We start from the raw sequence: 20,606 nt of genomic DNA on the forward strand, positions 1-20,606 counted from the left end.
GAGTGGGCGGCGTTACTGTAGGACGCAGTAGTTGGCCGCCCGATCTTCGGGCTACGTTAAGGCCGTCATGCGCCAGGAGAACTGCATGAGAAAGACTGCTTACGTAACTGATCTCAAGACGCTCCAGACGGAGTGCAGCAGCAATTACCTGCGGCTCCGCCGTCTTGTCATGAATATGGTGCCGGGGGAGGTCAAGGAAGTACCGCTTTCGGGTGAACATGCTCGTTTCGGTACGCTGTGGCTAGAGGTGCTCGATCAGGCACCCTATACGACCGTTGCCAGAGTTTCCCAGACTGGCGTGCTGGATGGCTTCGTCGATTCACCGCGGATGACCGTGCATCTCTACCACGACGCCAATATGGCGGAAGTCACCGATTTTCAGCGACAGCGTCACTTCCAGGGCCGTTATCGCTACCCCAATCCGCAGATGCACCAGCCGGATGAAAAACTGCAGATCAACCGCTTTCTGGGGGAATGGTTGCAGCACGGCCTGGCTCATGGACATGCCGCCGAAGTGCCGGAAACGCCCTGATGCGACTGATCCAGATCAGTGATTGCCATTTGCTGGCGGACCCTGAGGGCGCTTCGCGCAGGGGATTCCCGTTACGCCAGTTGCATGCCGTCGTCGAGCGGGCGCGGACGCTCAGCCCCGACGTGTTGCTGGTGACCGGTGATATCGCCCAGGACGAGACTTCCGTTGCCTATCGGCACGCCAGTCAGGCATTCGCTGCCGTGGGGTGCCCGTGGTTCTGGATCCCCGGCAACCATGACCAACCAGAGCTGATGGCCGAATGTCAGCCGTTCCATGAGGAGATCGATCTCGGCGACTGGCGGGTGCTGCTGCTGGACTCTCGTATCAGCGGCCAACCGGGAGGGGAGTTGGGGCAGCATCAGCTGCAGCGTCTGGCCCGCCAACTGGAAGCGGACGAGCGGCCGGTATTGGTGGCGTTGCATCATCCGCCGCTGGATGTCGGCTCGGTATGGATGGATGCGATCGGTCTGAAGGATCGGGATGCACTGTGGCAGACGCTCTCTCCCTACCCTCAGGTCAGGGCAGTGGTCTGCGGGCATATTCATCAGGCTTATGCCGCTTGGCAGGGCCTTGTGGCCGTTTACGGGTGTCCGGCGACCTCGGATCAGTTTCTGGCGAAAAGTCACGAGTTTGCTACCGATGAAGCGGCCCGGCCCGGTTTGCGAGTCATTGACCTGCGCGGCGAACGGCTGTCGACGTGGATCGAACGAGTCGATCTCTAGTTTTTATAACCAAAAGCGATTTTTGGATCATCTTTGATTCTTTGACGTTATTACCAATGTCTCGCTAGGGTGAGCCCTTTAGACACCCATATTCTGTTTTTGCCGTCTGGTATCAGGTGGCGACCGTGAGACATCGACCATGACAGCTCCTATCGTCAGCGCCCAGCGCCAGACTCATCTCAAGCAGCTCGAAGCCGAGTCCATTCATATCATCCGTGAAGTCGCCGCCGAGTTCGGTAATCCGGTCATGCTCTATTCGATTGGCAAGGACTCCTCGGTGATGCTGCATCTGGCACGCAAGGCGTTCCATCCCGGGCCACCGCCGTTCCCGCTGATGCACGTCAACACCACCTGGAAGTTCAAGGAAATGATCGAGTTTCGCGACCGTATGGCCGCGGACGTCGGCATGGAGTTGATCGAGCACATCAACGAAGAAGGGCGTGCCGCCGGTATCAACCCGTTCGATCACGGTAGTGCCAAATATACTGACGTGATGAAGACCCAGTCGCTCAAGCAGGCACTGGACAAGTATGGCTTCGACGCGGCTTTCGGTGGCGCCCGCCGGGACGAGGAGGCTTCTCGCGCCAAGGAGCGCGTCTATTCGTTCCGCGACAAGCACCATCGCTGGGACCCCAAGAACCAGCGTCCGGAACTGTGGAATCTCTACAACGGCAAGGTCAACAAGGGCGAATCGATTCGTGTGTTTCCGCTCTCCAACTGGACCGAGCTGGATATCTGGCAATACATCTACCTCGAATCGATCCCCATCGTGCCGCTCTACTACTCCGCGCCGCGTCCCGTGGTCGAGCGGGATGGGATGCAGATCATGGTCGACGACGAGCGCCTACCGCTGGAACCCGGTGAGGTGCCCGAAGAGAAATGGGTACGCTTCCGCACGCTCGGCTGCTATCCGTTGACCGGCGCCGTGGAATCGCGAGCCGCAACGCTGCCCGAGATCATTCAGGAGATGCTGCTCACCCGCACCTCTGAACGCTCCGGCCGCGCCATCGACCGCGATCAGGTGGGTTCGATGGAGAAGAAAAAACGCGAGGGATATTTCTAAATGGCCCATCAATCTACTCTGATCGCCGACAACATCGGGCAGTATCTGAAAGAGCACGAGCAGAAAGATCTACTGCGCTTCATCACCTGTGGCAGTGTCGATGACGGCAAGTCGACCCTGATCGGGCGGCTGCTGCATGATTCCAAGATGATCTACGAAGATCAGCTGGCCGCGATTACCCAGGCGTCGAAGACCAGCGGCACCACCGGCGACAAGGTCGATCTGGCGCTGCTGGTCGATGGCTTGCAGTCGGAGCGGGAGCAGGGCATCACCATCGATGTCGCCTATCGCTTCTTTTCCACCGACAAGCGCAAGTTCATCATCGCCGATACCCCGGGTCACGAGCAGTACACCCGCAACATGGCCACCGGCGCTTCCACCGCGAGTCTGGCGGTAATCCTGATCGATGCGCGTTACGGGGTACAGGTGCAGACCCGGCGCCACAGCTTCATCGCCGATCTGCTGGGTATTCAGCATCTGGTGATCGCGGTCAACAAGATGGACCTGGTCGGCTACTCCCAGGCACGCTTCGATGAGATCGTCGCCGACTATCGTGAATTTGCCGAGAAGCTCGACGCCAGGGACATCCGGTTCGTGCCGATGTCGGCACTGGACGGCGACAATGTCGTCAATCGCAGCGAGCACATGCCCTGGTATCGGGTCGACGGCGCGCCCGGCCCCGCGATGCTCGAGTTGCTCGAGAGCGTCGAGGTCATTCACGACAGCAATCTCTCCGATCTGCGCCTGCCGGTGCAGTACGTCAACCGACCCAATCTCGATTTTCGCGGCTACTGCGGAACGCTCGAGGCTGGCATCCTGCGCCCGGGGCAGGCGGTCAAGGCGCTGCCGTCGGGCAAGCTTTCCACCATCGATCGCATCGTAACTTTCGACGGCGATCTGGAGGAAGCCTACCCCGGTCAGGCAATCACCGTCACCCTGACGGACGAGATCGACATTTCCCGCGGCGACTGGCTGGTGGCGGCTGATGCCGAGGTCGAACAGTCCCGTGCGTTGGCCGCCGATATCGTCTGGATGCATGATGCAGCCCTGGAGCCAGGCCGGCTTTACGATTTCAAGATCGGTACCCAGGAGATCGCCGGCAAGATCGCGGCGATCGATTACCAGATCGACGTCAACACCCTCGAGCATCATGATGCCGCCAGTCTGCCGCTCAATGCCATCGGCCGCTGCCGGGTCGAACTGACCGCCAGTGTGCCGCTGGACGATTACCGCAAAAGCCCCGGCACCGGGAGTTTCGTGGTGATCGACCGTCTGAGCAACATCACGGTGGGCGCAGGTCTGATTCGGGGCGCTGTCGAGGAGTCGACGCATTCTTCAGCGGCGGATGGCGAGGTCGACTGGCAGGCGTTCGAAGTCGAATTCAATGCGCTGATCCGTAAGCATTTCCCGCATTGGGAGGCGAAGGATATGGGTGAGTTGCTGAAAGGCGTTTCACGCGAGAGGCGTTAAGGGAAAAGGGCATCAGCAAGAGAGGCGAGCGTCCAGGCACGAGCAGAGAAGCCATGAGTCGCTTTGAGAAATCGTGGCGATTCCCTGCGACATTTGGCCCAGGCGCCGCCAGGTGTATCATGCCGCTTCGGCCCGACGCTTGCGTCCGTGATAGAAAGGAACCTCTATGCAACACGTCAACTGGCAGCTCGACGGTATCGTGTCCCAGCTACGCGCCACTCGCGAGCAGTGGCGCGCCCAGAACGGTCGAGAGAAAGAGAAGGGTTGTCGTGAATTGCCGTCGCGGCATCGCATTCGGGAAACTCTGGAATTCCTGAGCGGGGCCATCTTCCCGATGCGGCTTGGGCCATCGGATCTGCGTAAGGAGAGCGAGGACTTCTACGTCGGTCACACGCTGGATCGTGCGCTCAATGCGCTGCACGAGGAAGTGTTGCTCGAGTTGCGCTACATGGCGCGGCTCAACGGCGACAAGGCATCCGAGCATCAAGCGTCGGCGACACAGATCATTCAGGGCTTCGCGGACGGTCTGCCGAACCTGCGTCGCCGTCTCGACGACGATGTCATGGCGGCATTCTACGGCGACCCGGCCGCGCGCAGCGTCGACGAAGTACTGCTTTGCTATCCCGGCGTTCACGCCGTGATCTACCACCGCATTGCCCACTATTTCTATCAGGCGGGAGCTGGACTGGTGGCGCGAATCATCGCCGAGCTGGCCCACTCCGACACCGGCATCGACATCCATCCCGGTGCGCAGATCGGCGAAGGATTCTTCATCGATCACGGTACCGGTGTGGTTATCGGGGAAACCGCGATCATCGGCAACCGCGTGCGTCTCTATCAGGCGGTCACGCTCGGCGCCAAACGCTTCCCGGCAGATGAAAAAGGGCACCTGGAGAAAGGCTTGCCGCGCCACCCGATCGTCGAGGACGACGTGGTCATCTACGCCGGGGCGACGATCCTCGGCCGTATCACGGTAGGCAAGGGGGCGATCATCGGCGGTAATGTTTGGCTCACCTGTAGCGTGGAGCCAGGCCGCAACATCACCCAGGCCAATATCCAGAGTGGGCCGTGCCCCTGAGGCCAAGCGACGAATAGGGTTCCATGGCGCGCGGCTTTGGGCCGCGCGTCGTCGTCTGGAAGGCGCCTCTGCTCTTTCCCTTAGTCAGCTAACGCATCGTCAGCGTCGATCAAGGCCGGTATAGTGAGCCCGCCTTCCACGTCGAGATGACCCATGCAGAACGATTCCAGGACGAGAACGCGCTGGCAGCACTGGCGTGAAATGAACCGCCAGCTATGGCGGTTGGGGCTCATCGGGGTCGTCACTCTGACTTTGATGCGTTTGGCGTTGTGGCAACTCGAGGCGCCACCTTCTCTGGATGTGCCAACCGGCGAGATCGTTAGCGCGTTCTGGATGGGCCTGCGTTTCGACGCCAAGATCATGGCGACGCTTCTCGGTCCCTGGCTGCTGCTGGGGACGGTACTGTTGCCGCTGCCACGAATCGTCATCGCGACTTGGCGCCGGCTGTGGCTGGTATGGACGATCGTGATCATGGTACTGGTCAATCTGCTGGCATTGATCAACCATTTCTATTTCAGCTTCTATCAGGGCCCGATCAATGCGTTGATCTTTGGCCTATTCGAGGATGACACTCAGGCGGTACTGCGGACCATCTGGAGCGATTATCCGGTACTGCCTCTGCTGGTCGTGCTGATTGGCATGACGGGGACTCAGGTTGCGTTGATGCGCCGTGGTCAGCGCCGTCAGCGGCGTCGGCTCGGCTGGCGTTGGGCGAGCGTTTTAGCTGTCGTTTCGCTCGTGGCGCTGGTCGGACTCGGGCGGGGTAGTCTGGGCGCGTTTCCGCTGCGCGAAATGCACATGGCCGTCTCGTCGAATGCCTTCGTCAATGATCTGGTACCCAGCGGCCCGCAGGCATTCTATCTGGCCTGGGGAGAACGCGAGGTGAGTCAGATCGATGACGACCCACGCTCTGGGTTGAAGCGTTACGGGTTCGCCACGCCGATGCAAGCGGCGTCGGCGCTGGGCTGGTCCGGGCTGGATACGCCGCAGGCGGTATCCGATCGGATGACCGAGAAGACACCTGCCGTCGCCGCCGCAGAACGCCGGCCACCGCACGTGGTGGTGAGCCTGATGGAAAGCTGGGGGCGACCCCCGCTGGATTTCGACGATCCCGAACACAACGATCTTCTGGGTCGTTTACGACCGTGGCTGGAAAAGAGGGCCGACTACTTCCCCCACGCATTGTCATCCGGCAATGGCACCCATCCCAGTCTGGAGGGGCTGCTGTTCGACACGCCGATCACGCCACTGACGCAGGGGCGTTACGGCTATCGGCAGTACTCCACTTCTGCGGTTGCCCCCTACGAGCGCGAGGGTTACCACACCGTATTCCTGACGTCCGGCTCGGCACATTGGCGCAACCTCGATGGTGCGCTCAAGCGTCAGGGATTCGACGAGGTGTTGGGTGAAAATGCCATTCGGGAACGCTTTCCCGAGGCGAGCGGGAGCACCTGGGGACTCTACGACGAGTGGATGTTTCGCTACGGTGAGGCGTTGCTGAAAGAGGCTGACGCCAAGGGTGAAAAAGTGTTGCTGGTGATGCTATCGATCACCAACCATCCGCCCTACGAAATCCCCGAAAGTTACACTCCCGCGCCCCTGGATGTCTCGCGTCTCGGCGACACGCTGGCGGCCTCGTCCGAATTGGGCGCGTCGATTCTTGAAACCTATCAATATGCCAACGACAGCATGGGCGGATTCCTCGACGACCTCGAAGGGGCGGGGCTCATGGATCATACGCTGTTCGCGGCGACCGGCGATCACAACACCCGCTCGCTGATGAGCTATCCCGACTCAAGGGATCTGTTCGATCAATTCGGCGTGCCGATCCTGATGTGGGTACCGCCGGCGTATCGAGAGGGCGGCAAAGCGCAGATCGACGATTGGACCAGCCATCGCGACATCTTCCCTACGCTTTGGGCGCATTCGCTCTCCAATGCTCAGGTGCCTTGGGTAGGGCGTGACCTTTATACACCGGAGGCGTCATCCATGGCGCTGACCTTCAACTACCAGGATGGTGGGGAAGGCGTGATGGTGAGCAAGGCCGGCGCAGTCGCGAACCTGGCTCATCCGACCTACTATCGCTGGTCGAATGGGCTGTTGCAGGCCGAAACTGCGCCCTCCGAGGCGCTGAGTGAACAGGCGCGTCGCGCTCGAGCCCGCGTGGGTCTGGAAGATTGGCGAATTCGGCGCGAGGCGGTGGCGACGAAAGAGTCGCCCAAGCCCTGAGTTGGCCGATTCATTATCTGGGCTTGCGGGCGATCAATGTAGCCCGGCGCGGCGCGGGATGACCCTCGACCGTCTTCGTGCGGTCGACGGGGTCCAGGAAATCGGCCAGTGAATGGAATGTCATCCACTTGGTCGCGCGCTGCTCGTCCAGCGCTGTCACCGTCTCGTCAACGCAGCGGATGGCCTCGAAGCCGCAGCGTTCGAGCCAGTGAGCCAGGGCTTTCGACGAGGGCAGAAAGTAGACGTTGGGCATGCTGGCGTAGCGCTCGCCGGGCATGAAGACCGTCTGTGCATCGCCCTCGACAACCAGTGTTTCCAATACCAGTTCGCCGCCCGGCACCAACGTATCCTTCAACTGCAACAGGTGCTCCAGCGGCGAAGGACGGTGGTAGAGCACGCCCATCGAAAACACGGTGTCGAAGGCGGCGAGGTTTTCGGGTACGTCTTCGATGCCGACGGGCAGGAAATGGGTGCGATAGTCATCCGCGTTGCCCACGAAATGACGCACGGCTTGAAACTGATAGTAGAAACGCGGGGAGGGATCGATCACCAGCACGAACGCTGCGCCATCGCCCGCCATGCGCCAGGCGTGATAACCGTTGCCGCCGCCGACATCGAGAACGCGGCGTCCCTTCAGCGGGGAGAGATGTGGAGCGACTCGTTGCCATTTCCAGTCCGAACGCCATTCGGTATCGATGTCGATATCGCCAAGGCAGTAGGGGCCCTTGCGCCACGGCATCAGAATCTTCAGCAGGTTTTCGCAGCGCCTGCGGTCGGCATCGCTCAGCTCGAGTTCCACGCTGACGCTGTCGGCCTGCAAGTCCACCTGGCGTGCCGAGGTCAGGGCGGGCAATTTGGCCACGGCCTTTTCCCACGCTGGCAGATCACCGTGCCGGCGTCGATCGAGCCCGCGTTCCAGTTGTTCGGGAATGCGTCCCAGCCATCGGTTCAGATCGTTGTCGAGGAAGGCGAGATAAAGCCGACGTTCGGCATCCTTGAACGTATCGGTGGCAACGTCAGGCATCTTTGACCGCCGCCTTTTCCTTGGGTGCTGCCTTGTCGTTGAAAGCCGCCTTGTCCTTGAAAGCGATCAGGGAGGCGAAATTGAGATACTGGAACCAGGTCGTGACTCGCGAGAAGCCGGCCTGGGCCAATCGTTCATGATGCGTCGCCAGCGAGTCCGGTATCAGCACGTTCTCCAACGCGGTACGCTTCTGACTGATTTCCATGTCGCTGTAGCCGTTGGCGCGCTTGAAGTCGTGATAGCGCTCGACCAGCCAGGCATTCTCCTGTTCATCCTCTGCGACGATCTTTTCCGACAGCACCAGAATGCCGCCGGGCTCCAGCGCCGCGAACAGTTTGGCGATCACGGCATCGCGATCCGCCGGCGGCAGGAACTGCAGGGTGAAGTTGAGCACGATCATGCCGCTGGGACGGTAGTCGAGATGACGAATGTCGCCCTCGACGAACGTGATCCGATGATTGGGGCTTTCTTCAGCCGCGGTCTCGCACGCTCGCGCGATCATCGTCGGAGAAAGGTCGACGCCGGTCAGCTCGAAAGCATCGGCGGGCAGGCGGCCCGCCAGGGCCAAGCCCACGGCGCCCAGCGAGCAACCCAGATCGTAGACATGGGCGCCATGGCGCAAGTGGCGTTCGGCGATGACACCGAACATGCCGAGAATCTGGCCGTAGCCGGGAATCGAGCGCCGGACCATATCCGGGAAGCAGGCCACGACCCGTTCGTCGAACGAAAAACTTGCCACACGATCGAGGGGTGTCGAAAAGATGGCGTCACGGTAAGATGCGTCAATCATTGCCGAAAGATATTCTTAATTGGGAGAGCGTGAAGCGAACGTAGCGCTGGGAATACGCCCGCCGTGGCAACAGTGTACGTTTTGCGTCTCTTCGCTGCACGTGACAAGGAGAGCAATAGATGTCGATTCGTGAGACCCAGGCATGGAAAGCGCTCGAGCAGGAACTCGAGGGGGGGATGCGGGATGTTCATCTGAAGACGCTGTTTCAGCAGTCTCCGCGCTTCGAGACGTTCTCCCTGGAGGCCGCGGGTATTCAGATGGACCTGTCCAAGCAGCGCTGGACGACGACGGTTCGGGAACAGTTGCTCTCCCTGGCGCGAGAGGCCGACGTGCCCGGCGCGATTCAACGGCTGCTATCGGGAGAACGTGTCAATCACACCGAAGATCGCCCCGCGCTGCATACCGCGCTGCGATTGCCGCGGGACGCCAAGCTCGAGGTGGAAGGTGTCGATGTCGTCCACGACGTGCACGCCACGCTCGACAAGATGGAAACCCTGGTCGATAAGCTGCTGAACGGTCAATGGCGCGGCGCGACAGGCAAGCCGATCACCGATGTCGTCAACCTGGGGGTCGGGGGGTCGGATCTGGGGCCGCTGATGGTCACGTCGGCGCTGACCGATTTCGAGCCCAAAGACGGTTTTGAGGTGTCGACACACTTCGCCTCGACCATGGATGGCTCGCAGCTGGCCGACTTCCTGAGTTGGCTCAATCCCGAGACGACCCTGTTCATTCTGTCGTCGAAGTCCTTCGGCACCATCGACACGCTATCGAACGCCTCGACGGCGCTCGACTGGATTGCCACTCGTCTGGGCTGCGGCGAGTCGTTGATCAAACGTTTCCACTTCGTCGGCGTGTCCACCAAGCCAGAAAAAATGACCGAATGGGGCATCGATCCCGCCAATCAGCTGCTGTTCTGGGATTGGGTCGGCGGTCGCTATTCGTTCTGGAGTGCGATCGGGCTGCCGATAGCGATCCGTGTCGGTATGGACAATTTCCGCCAGTTGCTGGCGGGTGCCCACGCCATGGACGAGCACTTTCGCACCGCCGACCTGGCAGAAAATCTGCCGGTGCAGTTGGCGTTGATCGGTATCTGGAACGTCAACTTTCTCGACATCCGTTCCCATGCCGTCCTGCCTTACGATGGTCGTCTCAAGCACCTGCCCGGCTATTTTCAGCAACTGGAAATGGAGTCGAATGGCAAGTCCGTGACCAATGGTGGCAAGGTCGTCGACTACTCTACCTGCCCGGTCATCTGGGGCGAAATCGGTCCAAATGGCCAGCACGCGTTCTATCAGTTGCTGCACCAGGGCACTCAACCGGTAGCCTGCGATTTCATTGCGCCGGTCAATCGCTACAACGATGTCGAGGATGAGCGATTCCGCGGCGATCTGATGGCCCAGCACCGGTTGGCGCTGGCCAACTGCTTTGCTCAATCTCGAGTGTTGATGCTTGGCGATGATGCGGTGAAGTCCGACGGCACGCCGCCTAGCTACAAGCGTTATCGCGGCAACCAGCCATCCTCCACGCTGATGTTCGATAGCCTCAATCCGGCCACGTTGGGCGCATTGATCGCGCTCTACGAGCACAAGGTATTCGTACAGGGCGTGATCTGGGATATCGACTCCTTCGACCAGTGGGGTGTCGAGCTCGGCAAACAGATCGCCACCGAGACCGAAGAGATCATCGCTACCCGAAGCGGATTGGAGGCTTTGGACGATTCCAGCCGCGGCTTGATCGAAGCCATCTGGACGGGGCAGCAGTCCCGGTGATGACCCGTGGGGGTTCGCGACGGATGAGCGACCTATTGGCGAGCGATCCATGTTGAGAGAACCCGAACCGGTGCTTCGTCCCGCCAAGGCGCTGCTGTATCTGCATGGTTTCAACAGCAGCAGCGCATCGCCCAAGGCGCAGTTGGTCAAGCAAGCCTGCGCGGCGTTGGCGCAGCACGAAGGGCGCCCGCTCGAGTGTCTGACGCCGGATCTGTCGCATCGCCCTGACGTGGCATGGCAGCAGGCCGAAGCGGCTCTCGACGTGCTGGGTCACGAAGATACGCTGTTGGTCGGAAGCTCCATGGGGGGCTTCCTGGCCACGATCCTGGCGGAGCGTCACGGTCTCCGCGCCGTATTGATCAATCCCGCGGTTCAGCCCGCCCGCTTCGTGGCCGATTATCTCGGACAAACGTTGGTCAATGACGATTCCGGCGAGCGGTTCACGATCGACAATAGCTATTTCGACCAATTGACCGCGCTGCAGTGGGACTGCATCGTGCATCCACGACGCTATCTGTTACTGCTGGGCGGCGCGGACGAAACGCTGGATTGTCGTGATGCGTTGCGCGCCTACGCCGGCAGCCGAACGCTGATTCACCCGGGCGGCGATCACAGTTTCAATGTTCTACCCGACTATCTGCCCGCGCTTTTCTCCCACGGTGGCTGGCACGTACCGGCCTCGCTCGAGCTGACTTGAGCATGCCGCGGTGGTGTCGAATGGCAACGCGATACTGTAGATTTGACCAGTAGAGTGTATCATCGTCGCCAGTCCCGCACGGGGTGGAGATATCGCGATGTCGGATCTTGTTCGGTAATCAGGCCTTGTCCGAGCCATGCCCTGCGCTAGCTAGGCGCGCTGTGACGATTCGATGGCGCCGCGATGTCGACCCTGCGACTTTGACCATGCAACTTTGACCCAGTGACTTTGACCTTACAAACGTGGCGAGATCCTGCATGACGCAATACAGTGCCAGCTCCATCGAGGTGCTCTCCGGCCTCGATCCGGTCCGCAAGCGACCGGGCATGTATACCGACACCACCCGTCCCAACCACATGGTGCAGGAAGTCATCGACAACAGCGTCGATGAGGCGCTGGCCGGGCACGCCCGGACAGTCCGTGTCGACCTGCTCGACGACGGCGGCATCGAGGTCTCCGATGACGGTCGCGGCATGCCGATCGATATCCATCCGGAACACGGCGTGACCGGGGTGGAGCTGATCCTTACCCGGCTCCACGCCGGCGGCAAGTTTTCCCAGTCGAGCTATCGCTTCTCCGGCGGTCTGCACGGCGTCGGGGTGTCGGTGGTCAACGCGCTGTCGACGCGTCTCGAGGTCGAAGTGTGCCGCGATGGCAATCGCTATGGCATCGCGTTCGAGAAGGGCGAGAAGGTCGAGGAACTCTCGATCATCGGCAGCTGCGCCAAGCGGGCGACCGGCACCGTCGTGCGCTTCTGGCCGGAAGCCGATTATTTCGACAGCGCCAAGCTATCGCTACCCCGGTTGAAACATCTGCTGCGCGCCAAGGCAGTACTGTGCCCCGGGCTCAAAGTGGTGCTCAAGGAGACCGATGGCGCCGAGAACGTGTGGCAGTACGAAGATGGTCTGCGCGACTACCTCGCTCAGGCCACGGATGGCTTCGAGGTGCTGCCGCCGACACCGTTCATCGGTCATTTCGAGGACGATGAGCAGGGCGTCGACTGGGCCATTCAGTGGTTGCCCGAGGGCGGCGAACCGGTGCTCGAGTCCTACGTCAACCTGATCCCGACGCCGCTTGGCGGGACCCACGTCAACGGGTTCCGCAGCGGTCTGCTCGAGGCGGTGCGGGAATTTTGTGAATATCGCAGCCTGTTGCCGCGCGGCGTCAAGCTCTCTCCGGAAGATCTATGGGAGCGGGTCTCGTTCGTGCTCTCGATCAAGATGCTCGACCCGCAATTTGCCGGTCAGACCAAGGAGCGGCTGTCGTCACGCACGGTGGCGGGCTTCGTCTCCGGCGTGGTCAAGGATGCCTTTTCGCTGTGGCTCAACCATCACATCGATCAGGCCGAACAGCTCGCCGAGCTGGTAATCAATGCGGCCCAGCGGCGTCAGAAGAGTGCCAAGAAGGTGGCGCGCAAGAAGATCACCTCGGGGCCGGCATTACCCGGCAAGCTGGCCGACTGTTCCGGTCAGGATCCCGTCTTCAGCGAGCTGTTTCTGGTCGAAGGGGATTCTGCCGGTGGCAGCGCCAAGCAGGCGCGCAATCGCGAGACGCAGGCGATCCTGCCGCTGCGCGGCAAGATTCTCAACACTTGGGAAGTCGAATCCAGCGACATCTACAGCTCCCAGGAAGTCCACGATATTGCCGTGGCGATCGGGCTCGATCCGGGCAGTGACGATCTCTCCAAGTTGCGCTACCACAAGGTCTGCATCCTGGCCGATGCCGATTCCGACGGCCTGCACATTGCGACGCTGCTGTGTGCGCTGTTCGTGCGCCACTTTCCGGCGCTGGTCGACGCGGGCCACGTCTTCGTCGCCATGCCGCCGCTGTATCGTATCGACCTGGGCAAGGAGGTCTTCTACGCCCTCGACGAGAGCGAGAAAGCGGCGACACTCAAACGCCTCGAAGGCAAGCGCGGCACGCCCAATGTGCAGCGTTTCAAGGGCCTGGGCGAGATGAGCCCGCTGCAGCTGCGCGAGACTACCATGGCCACGGATACGCGACGTCTGGTCCAGCTGACCCGGGAGCTCAACGACGGCACGCTGGAGATGATGGACATGCTGTTGGCACGCAAACGGGCAAGCGATAGAAAGAGCTGGCTGGAAGACTACGGTAATCTGGCCGAGATCGAGGTTTGAAATGACCATGGATATTCAGGTGGCGGAAGGCGACGTCGAGCGCCTTTCGCTCAAGGAGTACACCGAGAAGGCGTATCTCGACTATTCGATGTACGTGATTCTCGATCGCGCGTTGCCGCATATCGGCGACGGCATGAAGCCGGTTCAGCGGCGTATCGTCTACGCCATGCGCGAGCTATCGCTGACCGCCAACGCCAAGTACAAGAAGTCGGCACGCACCGTTGGCGACGTGCTTGGCAAGTTTCATCCTCACGGCGATAGCGCCTGCTATGAGGCGATGGTGCTGATGGCGCAGCCGTTCAGCTATCGCTACCCGCTGGTCGATGGGCAGGGTAACTGGGGTAGCCCGGACGACCCCAAATCGTTCGCCGCCATGCGCTACACCGAAGCGCGGCTGTCACGTTTCTCCGAGACGTTGCTGGCAGAGCTGGGGCAGGGCACCGTCGACTGGACGCCCAACTTCGATGGCACCATGAACGAACCCGCGGTGCTGCCATCGCGCCTTCCTCACGTGCTGCTCAACGGCGGCACGGGTATAGCCGTCGGCATGGCGACCGACATTCCCCCGCACAATGTGGTGGAAGTGGTCGAAGCGACGTGTCATCTACTGCGCCAGCCCGAAGCCAGTGTCGCGGATCTGATGCAGTATCTACCGGCGCCGGATTTCCCTACCGACGCCGAGATCATTTCGCCGCCGGCCGATCTGCGCAAGCTCTACGAAACCGGTCGCGGCTCGGTCAAGCTACGCGCCCGTTACGAGCGCGAAGACAGCAATATCGTGATCACTGCGGTGCCTTATCAGGTCAGCGGGGCCAAGGTGCTCGAACAGATCGCGGCCCAGATGCAGGCCAAGAAGCTACCCATGGTGGCCGATCTGCGTGATGAATCGACGCACGAGACACCGACGCGTCTGGTGATCGAGCCACGCTCCAACCGTATCGATGCCGACGGGCTGATGGCACACCTGTTCGCCACCACCGATCTCGAGAAGAGCATTCGCGTCAATCTCAACGTGATCGCACTCGACGGCCGGCCGCGAGTCCTGGCGCTGAATGAGATGCTCGGCGAGTGGCTGACGTTCCGCCGTACCACCGTGCGCCGACGCCTCGAGCATCGACTCGGCAAGGTCGAGGATCGGTTGCATCTGCTCGAAGGCTTGCTGGTTGCGTATCTCAACATCGATGAAGTGATCCGCATCATTCGCGAGGAGGATGAACCCAAGCCCGCGTTGATGAGCGCGTTCGGTATCACCGAGCGTCAGGCGGAAGCCATCTTGGAGCTACGGTTGCGTCATCTCGCCAAGCTCGAGGAGATGAAGATTCGCGGCGAGCAGGATGAGCTCGAAGCTGAACGCAAACGCCTCAAGAAGCTGCTGGGCTCCGAAGCGGCGATGACAGACCTGGTCGAGAAGGAACTGCGCGAGGCGGCCGAGGCGTACGGCGATCCCCGTCGCTCGCCCCTGGTCGAGCGTAGCGAAGCCAAGGCGCTCTCCGAGGTCGAATTGGTGGGTGCCGACCCGGTGACCGTGGTGCTCTCCGACAAGGGTTGGATACGCGCGGCGCGGGGCCATGATATCGACCCCGCGGGGCTTTCCTATAAGGCAGGCGACAGTTTTCATCTGGCAGCCCGCGGCAAGACCAATCAGCCGCTGGTGCTGCTCGATGATAGCGGGCGCAGCTACACGTTGACGGCGCATAATCTACCCTCGGCACGCGGCCAGGGTGAGCCGGTGACCGGGCGCATCAATCCACCGGCCGGTGCCGCCATGACCGGTCTGATGCTCGACGTGCCTAGCTCGCGCTATTTGCTGGCGTCCGATGGCGGCTACGGTTTCGTGGTCAAACTCGAGGATCTTCTGGGTAAGAACAAGGCCGGCAAATCGGTGCTCTCGGTTCCCAAGGGATGCAACGTGATGCCGCCCAAGGTGATCCCCGCGAGTGATGACGTGCGGGTGGCGGCGGTGTCCAACGAGGGGCGTCTATTGGTCTTCGCGCTGTCGCAATTACCCGAGATGTCGAAAGGCAAGGGCAACAAGATGATCGATATTCCGGGTGCCAAGGCGGCGAGGCGGGAAGAATTCGTGCGTGATCTGGTGCTACTGCCGGAGGGCGCAGCGCTGGTCGTGCACGCAGGCAAGCGCAAACAGACGCTGAAAACGGCAGATCTCGAGTATTACACCGGCGAGCGCGGCCGCCGAGGCAGCAAGCTGGCGAGAGGCTTCCAGAAGGTCGACCGACTCGAGGTCGAGTCCTGAACGAAGCCTGACGCCGCTATCGACCTTCGGCAGGATCGGTCGATAACGGGCCATTGACGATAAGTCATTGATGACAGCCATTGATAAAGGCGAGAAGGCGCATTGAGGCGCCTCGTGGGGAAACGATGTCACAACGTTTTGTGGTGCGAGCCACCGGGCCTGCACGGCCTGGCCAGACGGCTGCACTGGGTACGGCGCTGGTTAGTGCCAATTGCCGTTTGCTGGACTTGAGCCAGCATGTTGCCTTCGGTGAAGTGGCGCTGGAAGCGCTGGTCGAGACACCGGATGATCTCGGTGCGCTGCTGCCGACGGCCGGCGACGTGTTCGGGTTGGATTGTCGGGTCGAGAAGGTGTCTGCCGAAAGCGAGGCGCTGTGGGCGGACGTCGCCAAGGACTCGCGCTGGATACTGACCTTGATGGCGCCCTCGCTGTCCGCGGAAGTGATGGCAGAAGTCGGTGCGCTGACGGCCGAGCAGGGATTGACCATCCAGCAGGTGAAGCGGCTTTCTGCCGAAAGCCAGCTCGATGCGGCCCTGTCGGCAGACGCCGGTGCCTGTCTCGAATGGCAGCTCAGTGGGGCGGTACGCGACTCCACATCGCTACGCGAGAAGATCCTCGCCTTGAGCGAGCGCTTCGATGTCGATGTGGCACTGCAGCCTGGCAATCTCTGGCGGCAGCATCGCCGACTGATCTGCTTCGATATGGATTCGACCCTGATCCAGGCGGAGGTCATCGATGAGTTGGCTCGACGTCATGGCGTCTATGACGACGTTGCCGTGGTCACCGAGCGTGCGATGCGGGGCGAACTCGATTTTCAGCAAAGCTTTCGCGAGCGCATGAGCAAGCTCGAGGGCCTGGATGAATCGGTGCTGGCAGAAATCGCCGAGTCTTTGCCGCTGATGCCGGGGCTCGAGCGACTGATGGGCTATCTCAAACGACTGGGTTACCGGACCGCGATTCTTTCCGGCGGCTTTACCTATTTCGCCCGTTACCTGCAGGAGCGGTTGGGTTTCGATGAGATCCATGCCAACGAACTGGTGATTCGCGACGGCAAGGTGACCGGGGAGGTGCAGGAGCCGATCATCGACGCCGAGCGCAAGGCAATGATACTCAAGCAGATCGTGGAGCGCGAAGGGTGGCACCCGGACCAGACCGTGGCCGTGGGCGATGGGGCCAACGACCTCAAGATGCTGGCGGTCGCTGGCATGGGCGTCGCGTTTCATGCCAAGCCGCTGGTGCGCCGTCAGGCCGAGCTTTCCGTGTCGATTATCGGACTCGATGGGCTGCTTTATCTACTGGGCTATTCCGTGTCGGATCTGGCGACGCTATCAGTGGACAGTTGAGGGCGACGTCGCCCGTGGTGGCGGGCGAACAGCGGTGAGCGAGGATAAAGTTCGCATCGAAATGGTCGATAACGAAAAGTTACATAATGCCAGGTATCAGCGTTAATATTGTCCTCCTGACAGTTCATCGTTATCGCGCCATGTGTTTTCGGAGCCCTCATGTCCGACTCTGCCTCCACGGATATCTATCAAGCTCACGCCATGCGGGAATGGCTAGAGCCGCTCTGTCTTCAGGGCGGCGTCAATCTGGCGTTCAATGCCGCGGATAGCACCTCCTGGCCGGTGTTGCTCGACGATACCCTCCATGAGCAGGCGCTGATCGTGGATGTCTCGGCGGTGCCTGCCCTGTCGGATTCGCTGGCTCGGGGCGATTCGTTCCATCTTATCGGTCATGTCAGGGGAGCGCTGGTGCGTACCTCTGCGCTGATCGCGACGGCGCGGCTCGACGATTCGCAGCGAGTGCGTTTTCGCTGCAGCTATCCGGAATTCATCAGCACCATGCACCGGCGCGGTACGTTTCGTGCCCCGCTGCGCCCCGAAATGGGGGTCGAGGCGCGCCTGACGCTGACAGCGGACGTGCCCGCCATCGAAACAGAAGTTCGTAACCTGTCGCTGGGAGGATGTCTGCTGGCCATGCGACTGGTGGACGCTGTCTCGCTCGCTCCCGATCAACCCGTGCTCGCGCTCGAACTGCACTTTCCCAATCGCCAACGGCTCGATCTCAAGGGGCATATTCGGCATATCCGCACCGATGACGACTGGTCCGTGGCGTTGGTGGGCTGCGAGTTCGATGCGCTGCCGATCAATAGCGAGCGCATGTTGTGGTATTGCGTCAAGGAGATCGAACGCGAGGGGGTTCGTCGGGCATCGAGTAGCGACAAACCACTCGAGCCGTCAGCGCTGTTTCTGCTACCGCAAGGGCGTCGTCCTCAAACCGCCAAATCGGCGATTGCCGCCCAGGTTGTTACCGGCAATACGACGGCGCGACGGCTTCACCGAGTCGCCGACTATCTCAACGCCCAGAGTCTACAGCTTCAGAACGGGGGGACGATCGCACCATCGCTGTTGTCACGGCACGCCGATACCCTGCTGACGCTGGGTGCTCAGAGTCGGGAGTCGCTGCTCTATGCGCTGGGTTATCTCGAATCCGAGCCCGCTGCCGTGCGGCACGCGCTGGCGGTGGCGATTCGCGCCGCCGATCTGGCGCGCAGCCATGGATATGACAACGATTCGCTGAAAGCCATCGCGGCCAGCGCGCTGGTGCACGACCTTGGCAAGGCATCACTGCCGACCAGCCTGCTCGATAGCCGCGTGCCGTTGGCCGAGGAACAGCGGGCGCTGCTGCCGGAGCATGTCGCGCAGGTCAGCGAACGCCTGGTGGAGTGCCGTTGGCTGTCGCCGGCGATTGCCTCACCGGTGGTCGAGCAGGTCAATGAACGGCTCGATGGCAGTGGTTATCCCCACGGACTGCGTGGTGACGCTATTAGCGATCTGGGTCGTATGCTTGCCGTGGTCGACGTCATTGATGCGCTGACACGGCCGCGTGCGGACCGTGAAGCCTGGCCGCTGGTCGAAGCGTACCGCCATCTGCTGAACCATCCGGACGTTTTCGACAATGTATGGGTACAACGCTACGTGCGTCTTTTTGGCGTCACGCCGGTGGGATCATTGGTGCGTTACGCCAATGGGGCGTTGGCGTGGGTGCAGCGGCTGGACGGTCAGGGTCGACCTTCACAGGTCCATGTGGTGCTCGATACCCGCAGTCGTCATCGGCGCCTTGACCTGGTGTTGGCACAGCGTGATCTCGATCAGCTCGGCCACCTCGAGGGTATCGTCGAGCCGGCCAAGTTTCAGCTTCAGTTGAGCTGATCCGGCTTCGACCGAGTTATCGAACGAGACCAGCGAGACAGAGCTTTCTTGACAAAAAGGTACATTGGCAGCGCGGCGACGATCGACAGTTTGATCCACACTGTGAGCGGAACGCTATGATGCACAGGAGGTGATCGAATGGCTGGATCGACCGATTCCCCGGCTGTTGCCGGATTCATGCCACCCCATGTTCTCGAACGTATCATGTCGCACGGTAACGCGCGATTGCAGCAGTGTGCCCGCGCAACGCTGCAGGCCGACGCCCAATTTCGGTTGCGCACTGCCAGTGCGATCCAGGCACGGCCCGGGGATAGTCGCAACCCCGGGGAGGCTGCGCGTTACATCTATTCCGCGAACAACCAGCAAATGCTGCCGGGTAACCTGATTCGCGAGGAAGGCGGTCCCGACAGCGGCGACGTTGCCGTCGATGAAGCTTACCAGTGGCTGGGCGCCACGCATGTCTTCTATTGGCAGGTTTTCGAGCGGGCTTCCATCGATGGCGATGGCATGGCCTTGCTGGGCACCGTCCATTATGGCGAAGACTACGATAACGCTTTCTGGAACGGCGCTCAGATGGTCTTCGGCGATGGTGATGGCGAATTGTTCAATCGTTTCACGGCAGCGCTCGATGTGGTCGCTCATGAATTGACTCATGGGGTGATCGAGCGTGAGGCGGGTCTCGTCTACGCCGATCAATCTGGGGCGCTCAATGAGTCTTTGGCCGATGTCTTCGGGACCCTGGTCAAGCAGCACCATTTCGAGCAGAGCGTCGAAGAGGCTGATTGGTTGATCGGCGAAGGACTGCTCACCGATCGTGTCAATGGCCGCGCTCTGCGATCAATGGCCAACCCCGGCAGCGCCTATGACGATCCGGTGCTGGGCAAGGACCCTCAACCAGCCCACATGGACGATTTCGTGAGTACCTCTTCGGACAACGGGGGCGTGCACATCAATTCGGGTATCCCCAATCACGCGTTCTACCTTGCGGCGATGGCGTTCGGCGGCTTTGCCTGGGAACAAGCCGGCCCTATCTGGTTCGATGCGTTGACCGATCCAGGGCTACAGCGAGATGGCAATTTCGCGCAGTTTGCGCAACTGACGGTGGCCTGCGCCGCCAAGCGGTTTGGCGCCGATAGTGACGCCACACGTATCGTTCAGCGGGCATGGGCGGATGTAGGCGTGATCTCATGAGCAATCAAGGCGGCTTCTGGCTGGAGCCGACCAGCGTTTTACTGGTTACCCGACAGGGTGGTTTCGTCGTGGCTCCCGGCCTATCGGCGCCTAGGCGTATCGACTGCCAGGAGCTGAGCGAGCCGCAGCGGAGAAAGCTGCAAGCGGTACTCGAAGAACTCGATCAACGAGGCGCTGGTGACCAGCACACTGAGTGCCAATGCCCTGAACGCCAGAGCCCGGCCGATTCGCACCCAGGTTCACAAGATGCGACTCGTCGAAGCGCCAATCCCCCTGCAGGCGTTGCAGACGGACGATGGTTTCATGTCACGCTGGAGATTTCGTCGGGTTTTCCATCCCATGAATGGGAACTGGACGAGCGAGCGGCTCCCAGGTCGTTGATTGGCCTGTGGAAACGGGGGGTTCAGGTGCTCGATGAAAGTGACGATTAACCGGGA

At 61.1% G+C, this 20,606-nt stretch carries 16 protein-coding genes; 14 read left to right on the forward strand and 2 right to left on the reverse strand.

Translation table 11 applies throughout. The features are described 5' to 3' along the window. The first annotated feature begins 85 nt into the window (after window positions 1–85). The 6 genes from DOM27_RS08450 (at window position 86) to DOM27_RS08475 (ending at window position 7,094) form a co-directional block, all read left to right on the forward strand. Window positions 86–532: a DUF1249 domain-containing protein gene (locus DOM27_RS08450; protein ID WP_110655592.1), complete on the forward strand. Its 447-nt coding sequence runs from the start codon at window positions 86–88 to the stop codon at window positions 530–532. Continuing rightward, complete coding sequence (locus DOM27_RS08455) at window positions 532–1,254, forward strand: phosphodiesterase (RefSeq protein ID WP_110655593.1); 723 nt, start codon at window positions 532–534, stop codon at window positions 1,252–1,254. The genes DOM27_RS08450 and DOM27_RS08455 overlap by 1 nt, the downstream gene beginning before the upstream one ends. Window positions 1,255–1,393: 139 nt before the next feature. Continuing rightward, the gene (cysD, locus tag DOM27_RS08460) at window positions 1,394–2,317 is read left to right on the forward strand and encodes a sulfate adenylyltransferase subunit CysD (RefSeq protein ID WP_110655594.1); all 924 of its coding nucleotides are present in this window, start codon (window positions 1,394–1,396) and stop codon (window positions 2,315–2,317) included. After that, the gene (cysN, locus tag DOM27_RS08465) at window positions 2,318–3,787 is read left to right on the forward strand and encodes a sulfate adenylyltransferase subunit CysN (RefSeq protein WP_110655595.1); all 1,470 of its coding nucleotides are present in this window, start codon (window positions 2,318–2,320) and stop codon (window positions 3,785–3,787) included. 166 nt (window positions 3,788–3,953) lie between these two features. Next, the gene (gene epsC, locus DOM27_RS08470; protein ID WP_110655596.1) at window positions 3,954–4,865 is read left to right on the forward strand and encodes a serine O-acetyltransferase EpsC; all 912 of its coding nucleotides are present in this window, start codon (window positions 3,954–3,956) and stop codon (window positions 4,863–4,865) included. Between the two features lie 153 nt (window positions 4,866–5,018). Further along, window positions 5,019–7,094 (forward strand): LTA synthase family protein, encoded by a 2,076-nt coding sequence (locus DOM27_RS08475; protein WP_110655597.1) that lies wholly within the window; start codon window positions 5,019–5,021, stop codon window positions 7,092–7,094. A gap of 13 nt (window positions 7,095–7,107) precedes the next feature. On the opposite strand, the gene cmoB is transcribed toward DOM27_RS08475, so the two are convergent. Both cmoB and cmoA read right to left on the reverse strand, forming a co-directional pair. Further along, entirely contained in the window at window positions 7,108–8,118 is a 1,011-nt protein-coding gene (gene cmoB / locus DOM27_RS08480; RefSeq protein WP_110655598.1) for a tRNA 5-methoxyuridine(34)/uridine 5-oxyacetic acid(34) synthase CmoB, read from the reverse strand. Beyond that, window positions 8,111–8,908 (reverse strand): carboxy-S-adenosyl-L-methionine synthase CmoA, encoded by a 798-nt coding sequence (gene cmoA, locus DOM27_RS08485; RefSeq protein ID WP_110655599.1) that lies wholly within the window; start codon window positions 8,906–8,908, stop codon window positions 8,111–8,113. The genes cmoB and cmoA overlap by 8 nt, the downstream gene beginning before the upstream one ends. A gap of 119 nt (window positions 8,909–9,027) precedes the next feature. Here cmoA and pgi point away from each other — a divergent pair, with 119 nt between their 5' ends. From pgi to DOM27_RS17885, 8 genes are all read left to right on the forward strand, one after another. Next, entirely contained in the window at window positions 9,028–10,677 is a 1,650-nt protein-coding gene (gene pgi / locus DOM27_RS08490) for a glucose-6-phosphate isomerase (protein ID WP_110655600.1), read from the forward strand. Between the two features lie 49 nt (window positions 10,678–10,726). Beyond that, window positions 10,727–11,374, forward strand: a complete 648-nt coding sequence (locus tag DOM27_RS08495; protein ID WP_110655601.1) for a YqiA/YcfP family alpha/beta fold hydrolase — start codon at window positions 10,727–10,729, stop codon at window positions 11,372–11,374. Between the two features lie 257 nt (window positions 11,375–11,631). After that, window positions 11,632–13,512 carry a DNA topoisomerase IV subunit B gene (gene parE, locus DOM27_RS08500; protein WP_110655602.1) on the forward strand — a complete coding sequence of 627 codons (1,881 nt, stop codon included), beginning with the start codon at window positions 11,632–11,634 and terminating at the stop codon, window positions 13,510–13,512. 1 nt (window position 13,513) lies between these two features. Continuing rightward, the gene (gene parC, locus DOM27_RS08505; RefSeq protein ID WP_110655603.1) at window positions 13,514–15,766 is read left to right on the forward strand and encodes a DNA topoisomerase IV subunit A; all 2,253 of its coding nucleotides are present in this window, start codon (window positions 13,514–13,516) and stop codon (window positions 15,764–15,766) included. Window positions 15,767–15,891: 125 nt separating this feature from the next. Next, the gene (gene serB / locus DOM27_RS08510; protein ID WP_110655604.1) at window positions 15,892–17,109 is read left to right on the forward strand and encodes a phosphoserine phosphatase SerB; all 1,218 of its coding nucleotides are present in this window, start codon (window positions 15,892–15,894) and stop codon (window positions 17,107–17,109) included. A gap of 159 nt (window positions 17,110–17,268) precedes the next feature. Further along, window positions 17,269–18,978: an HD domain-containing phosphohydrolase gene (locus DOM27_RS08515; protein ID WP_110655605.1), complete on the forward strand. Its 1,710-nt coding sequence runs from the start codon at window positions 17,269–17,271 to the stop codon at window positions 18,976–18,978. 138 nt (window positions 18,979–19,116) lie between these two features. Continuing rightward, the gene (locus DOM27_RS08520) at window positions 19,117–20,169 is read left to right on the forward strand and encodes a M4 family metallopeptidase (protein WP_110655606.1); all 1,053 of its coding nucleotides are present in this window, start codon (window positions 19,117–19,119) and stop codon (window positions 20,167–20,169) included. Then, window positions 20,166–20,600 carry a protealysin inhibitor emfourin gene (locus tag DOM27_RS17885; protein ID WP_157956739.1) on the forward strand — a complete coding sequence of 145 codons (435 nt, stop codon included), beginning with the start codon at window positions 20,166–20,168 and terminating at the stop codon, window positions 20,598–20,600. Before DOM27_RS08520 ends, DOM27_RS17885 begins: the two co-directional genes overlap by 4 nt. Window positions 20,601–20,606: the final 6 nt, after the last annotated feature.

Origin of the sequence: Salinicola halimionae, from assembly GCF_003206065.1 — a bacterium.
GTDB classification, from domain to species: Bacteria; Pseudomonadota; Gammaproteobacteria; order Pseudomonadales; family Halomonadaceae; genus Salinicola; species Salinicola halimionae.

What these genes read in the sequence shown, in the direction of transcription:
- epsC (WP_110655596.1), top strand. Translation starts at nt 3,954, where the DNA reads ATGCAACACGTCAACTGGCAGCTCGACGGTATCGTGTCCCAGCTACGC.
- pgi (WP_110655600.1), top strand. Translation starts at nt 9,028, where the DNA reads ATGTCGATTCGTGAGACCCAGGCATGGAAAGCGCTCGAGCAGGAACTC.
- DOM27_RS08455 (WP_110655593.1), top strand. Translation starts at nt 532, where the DNA reads ATGCGACTGATCCAGATCAGTGATTGCCATTTGCTGGCGGACCCTGAG.
- parC (WP_110655603.1), top strand. Translation starts at nt 13,514, where the DNA reads ATGACCATGGATATTCAGGTGGCGGAAGGCGACGTCGAGCGCCTTTCG.
- cmoA (WP_110655599.1), bottom strand. Translation starts at nt 8,908, where the DNA reads ATGATTGACGCATCTTACCGTGACGCCATCTTTTCGACACCCCTCGAT.
- DOM27_RS08495 (WP_110655601.1), top strand. Translation starts at nt 10,727, where the DNA reads ATGTTGAGAGAACCCGAACCGGTGCTTCGTCCCGCCAAGGCGCTGCTG.
- DOM27_RS08450 (WP_110655592.1), top strand. Translation starts at nt 86, where the DNA reads ATGAGAAAGACTGCTTACGTAACTGATCTCAAGACGCTCCAGACGGAG.
- DOM27_RS08520 (WP_110655606.1), top strand. Translation starts at nt 19,117, where the DNA reads ATGGCTGGATCGACCGATTCCCCGGCTGTTGCCGGATTCATGCCACCC.
- serB (WP_110655604.1), top strand. Translation starts at nt 15,892, where the DNA reads ATGTCACAACGTTTTGTGGTGCGAGCCACCGGGCCTGCACGGCCTGGC.
- cysD (WP_110655594.1), top strand. Translation starts at nt 1,394, where the DNA reads ATGACAGCTCCTATCGTCAGCGCCCAGCGCCAGACTCATCTCAAGCAG.
- cysN (WP_110655595.1), top strand. Translation starts at nt 2,318, where the DNA reads ATGGCCCATCAATCTACTCTGATCGCCGACAACATCGGGCAGTATCTG.
- parE (WP_110655602.1), top strand. Translation starts at nt 11,632, where the DNA reads ATGACGCAATACAGTGCCAGCTCCATCGAGGTGCTCTCCGGCCTCGAT.
- cmoB (WP_110655598.1), bottom strand. Translation starts at nt 8,118, where the DNA reads ATGCCTGACGTTGCCACCGATACGTTCAAGGATGCCGAACGTCGGCTT.
- DOM27_RS08475 (WP_110655597.1), top strand. Translation starts at nt 5,019, where the DNA reads ATGCAGAACGATTCCAGGACGAGAACGCGCTGGCAGCACTGGCGTGAA.
- DOM27_RS08515 (WP_110655605.1), top strand. Translation starts at nt 17,269, where the DNA reads ATGTCCGACTCTGCCTCCACGGATATCTATCAAGCTCACGCCATGCGG.
- DOM27_RS17885 (WP_157956739.1), top strand. Translation starts at nt 20,166, where the DNA reads ATGAGCAATCAAGGCGGCTTCTGGCTGGAGCCGACCAGCGTTTTACTG.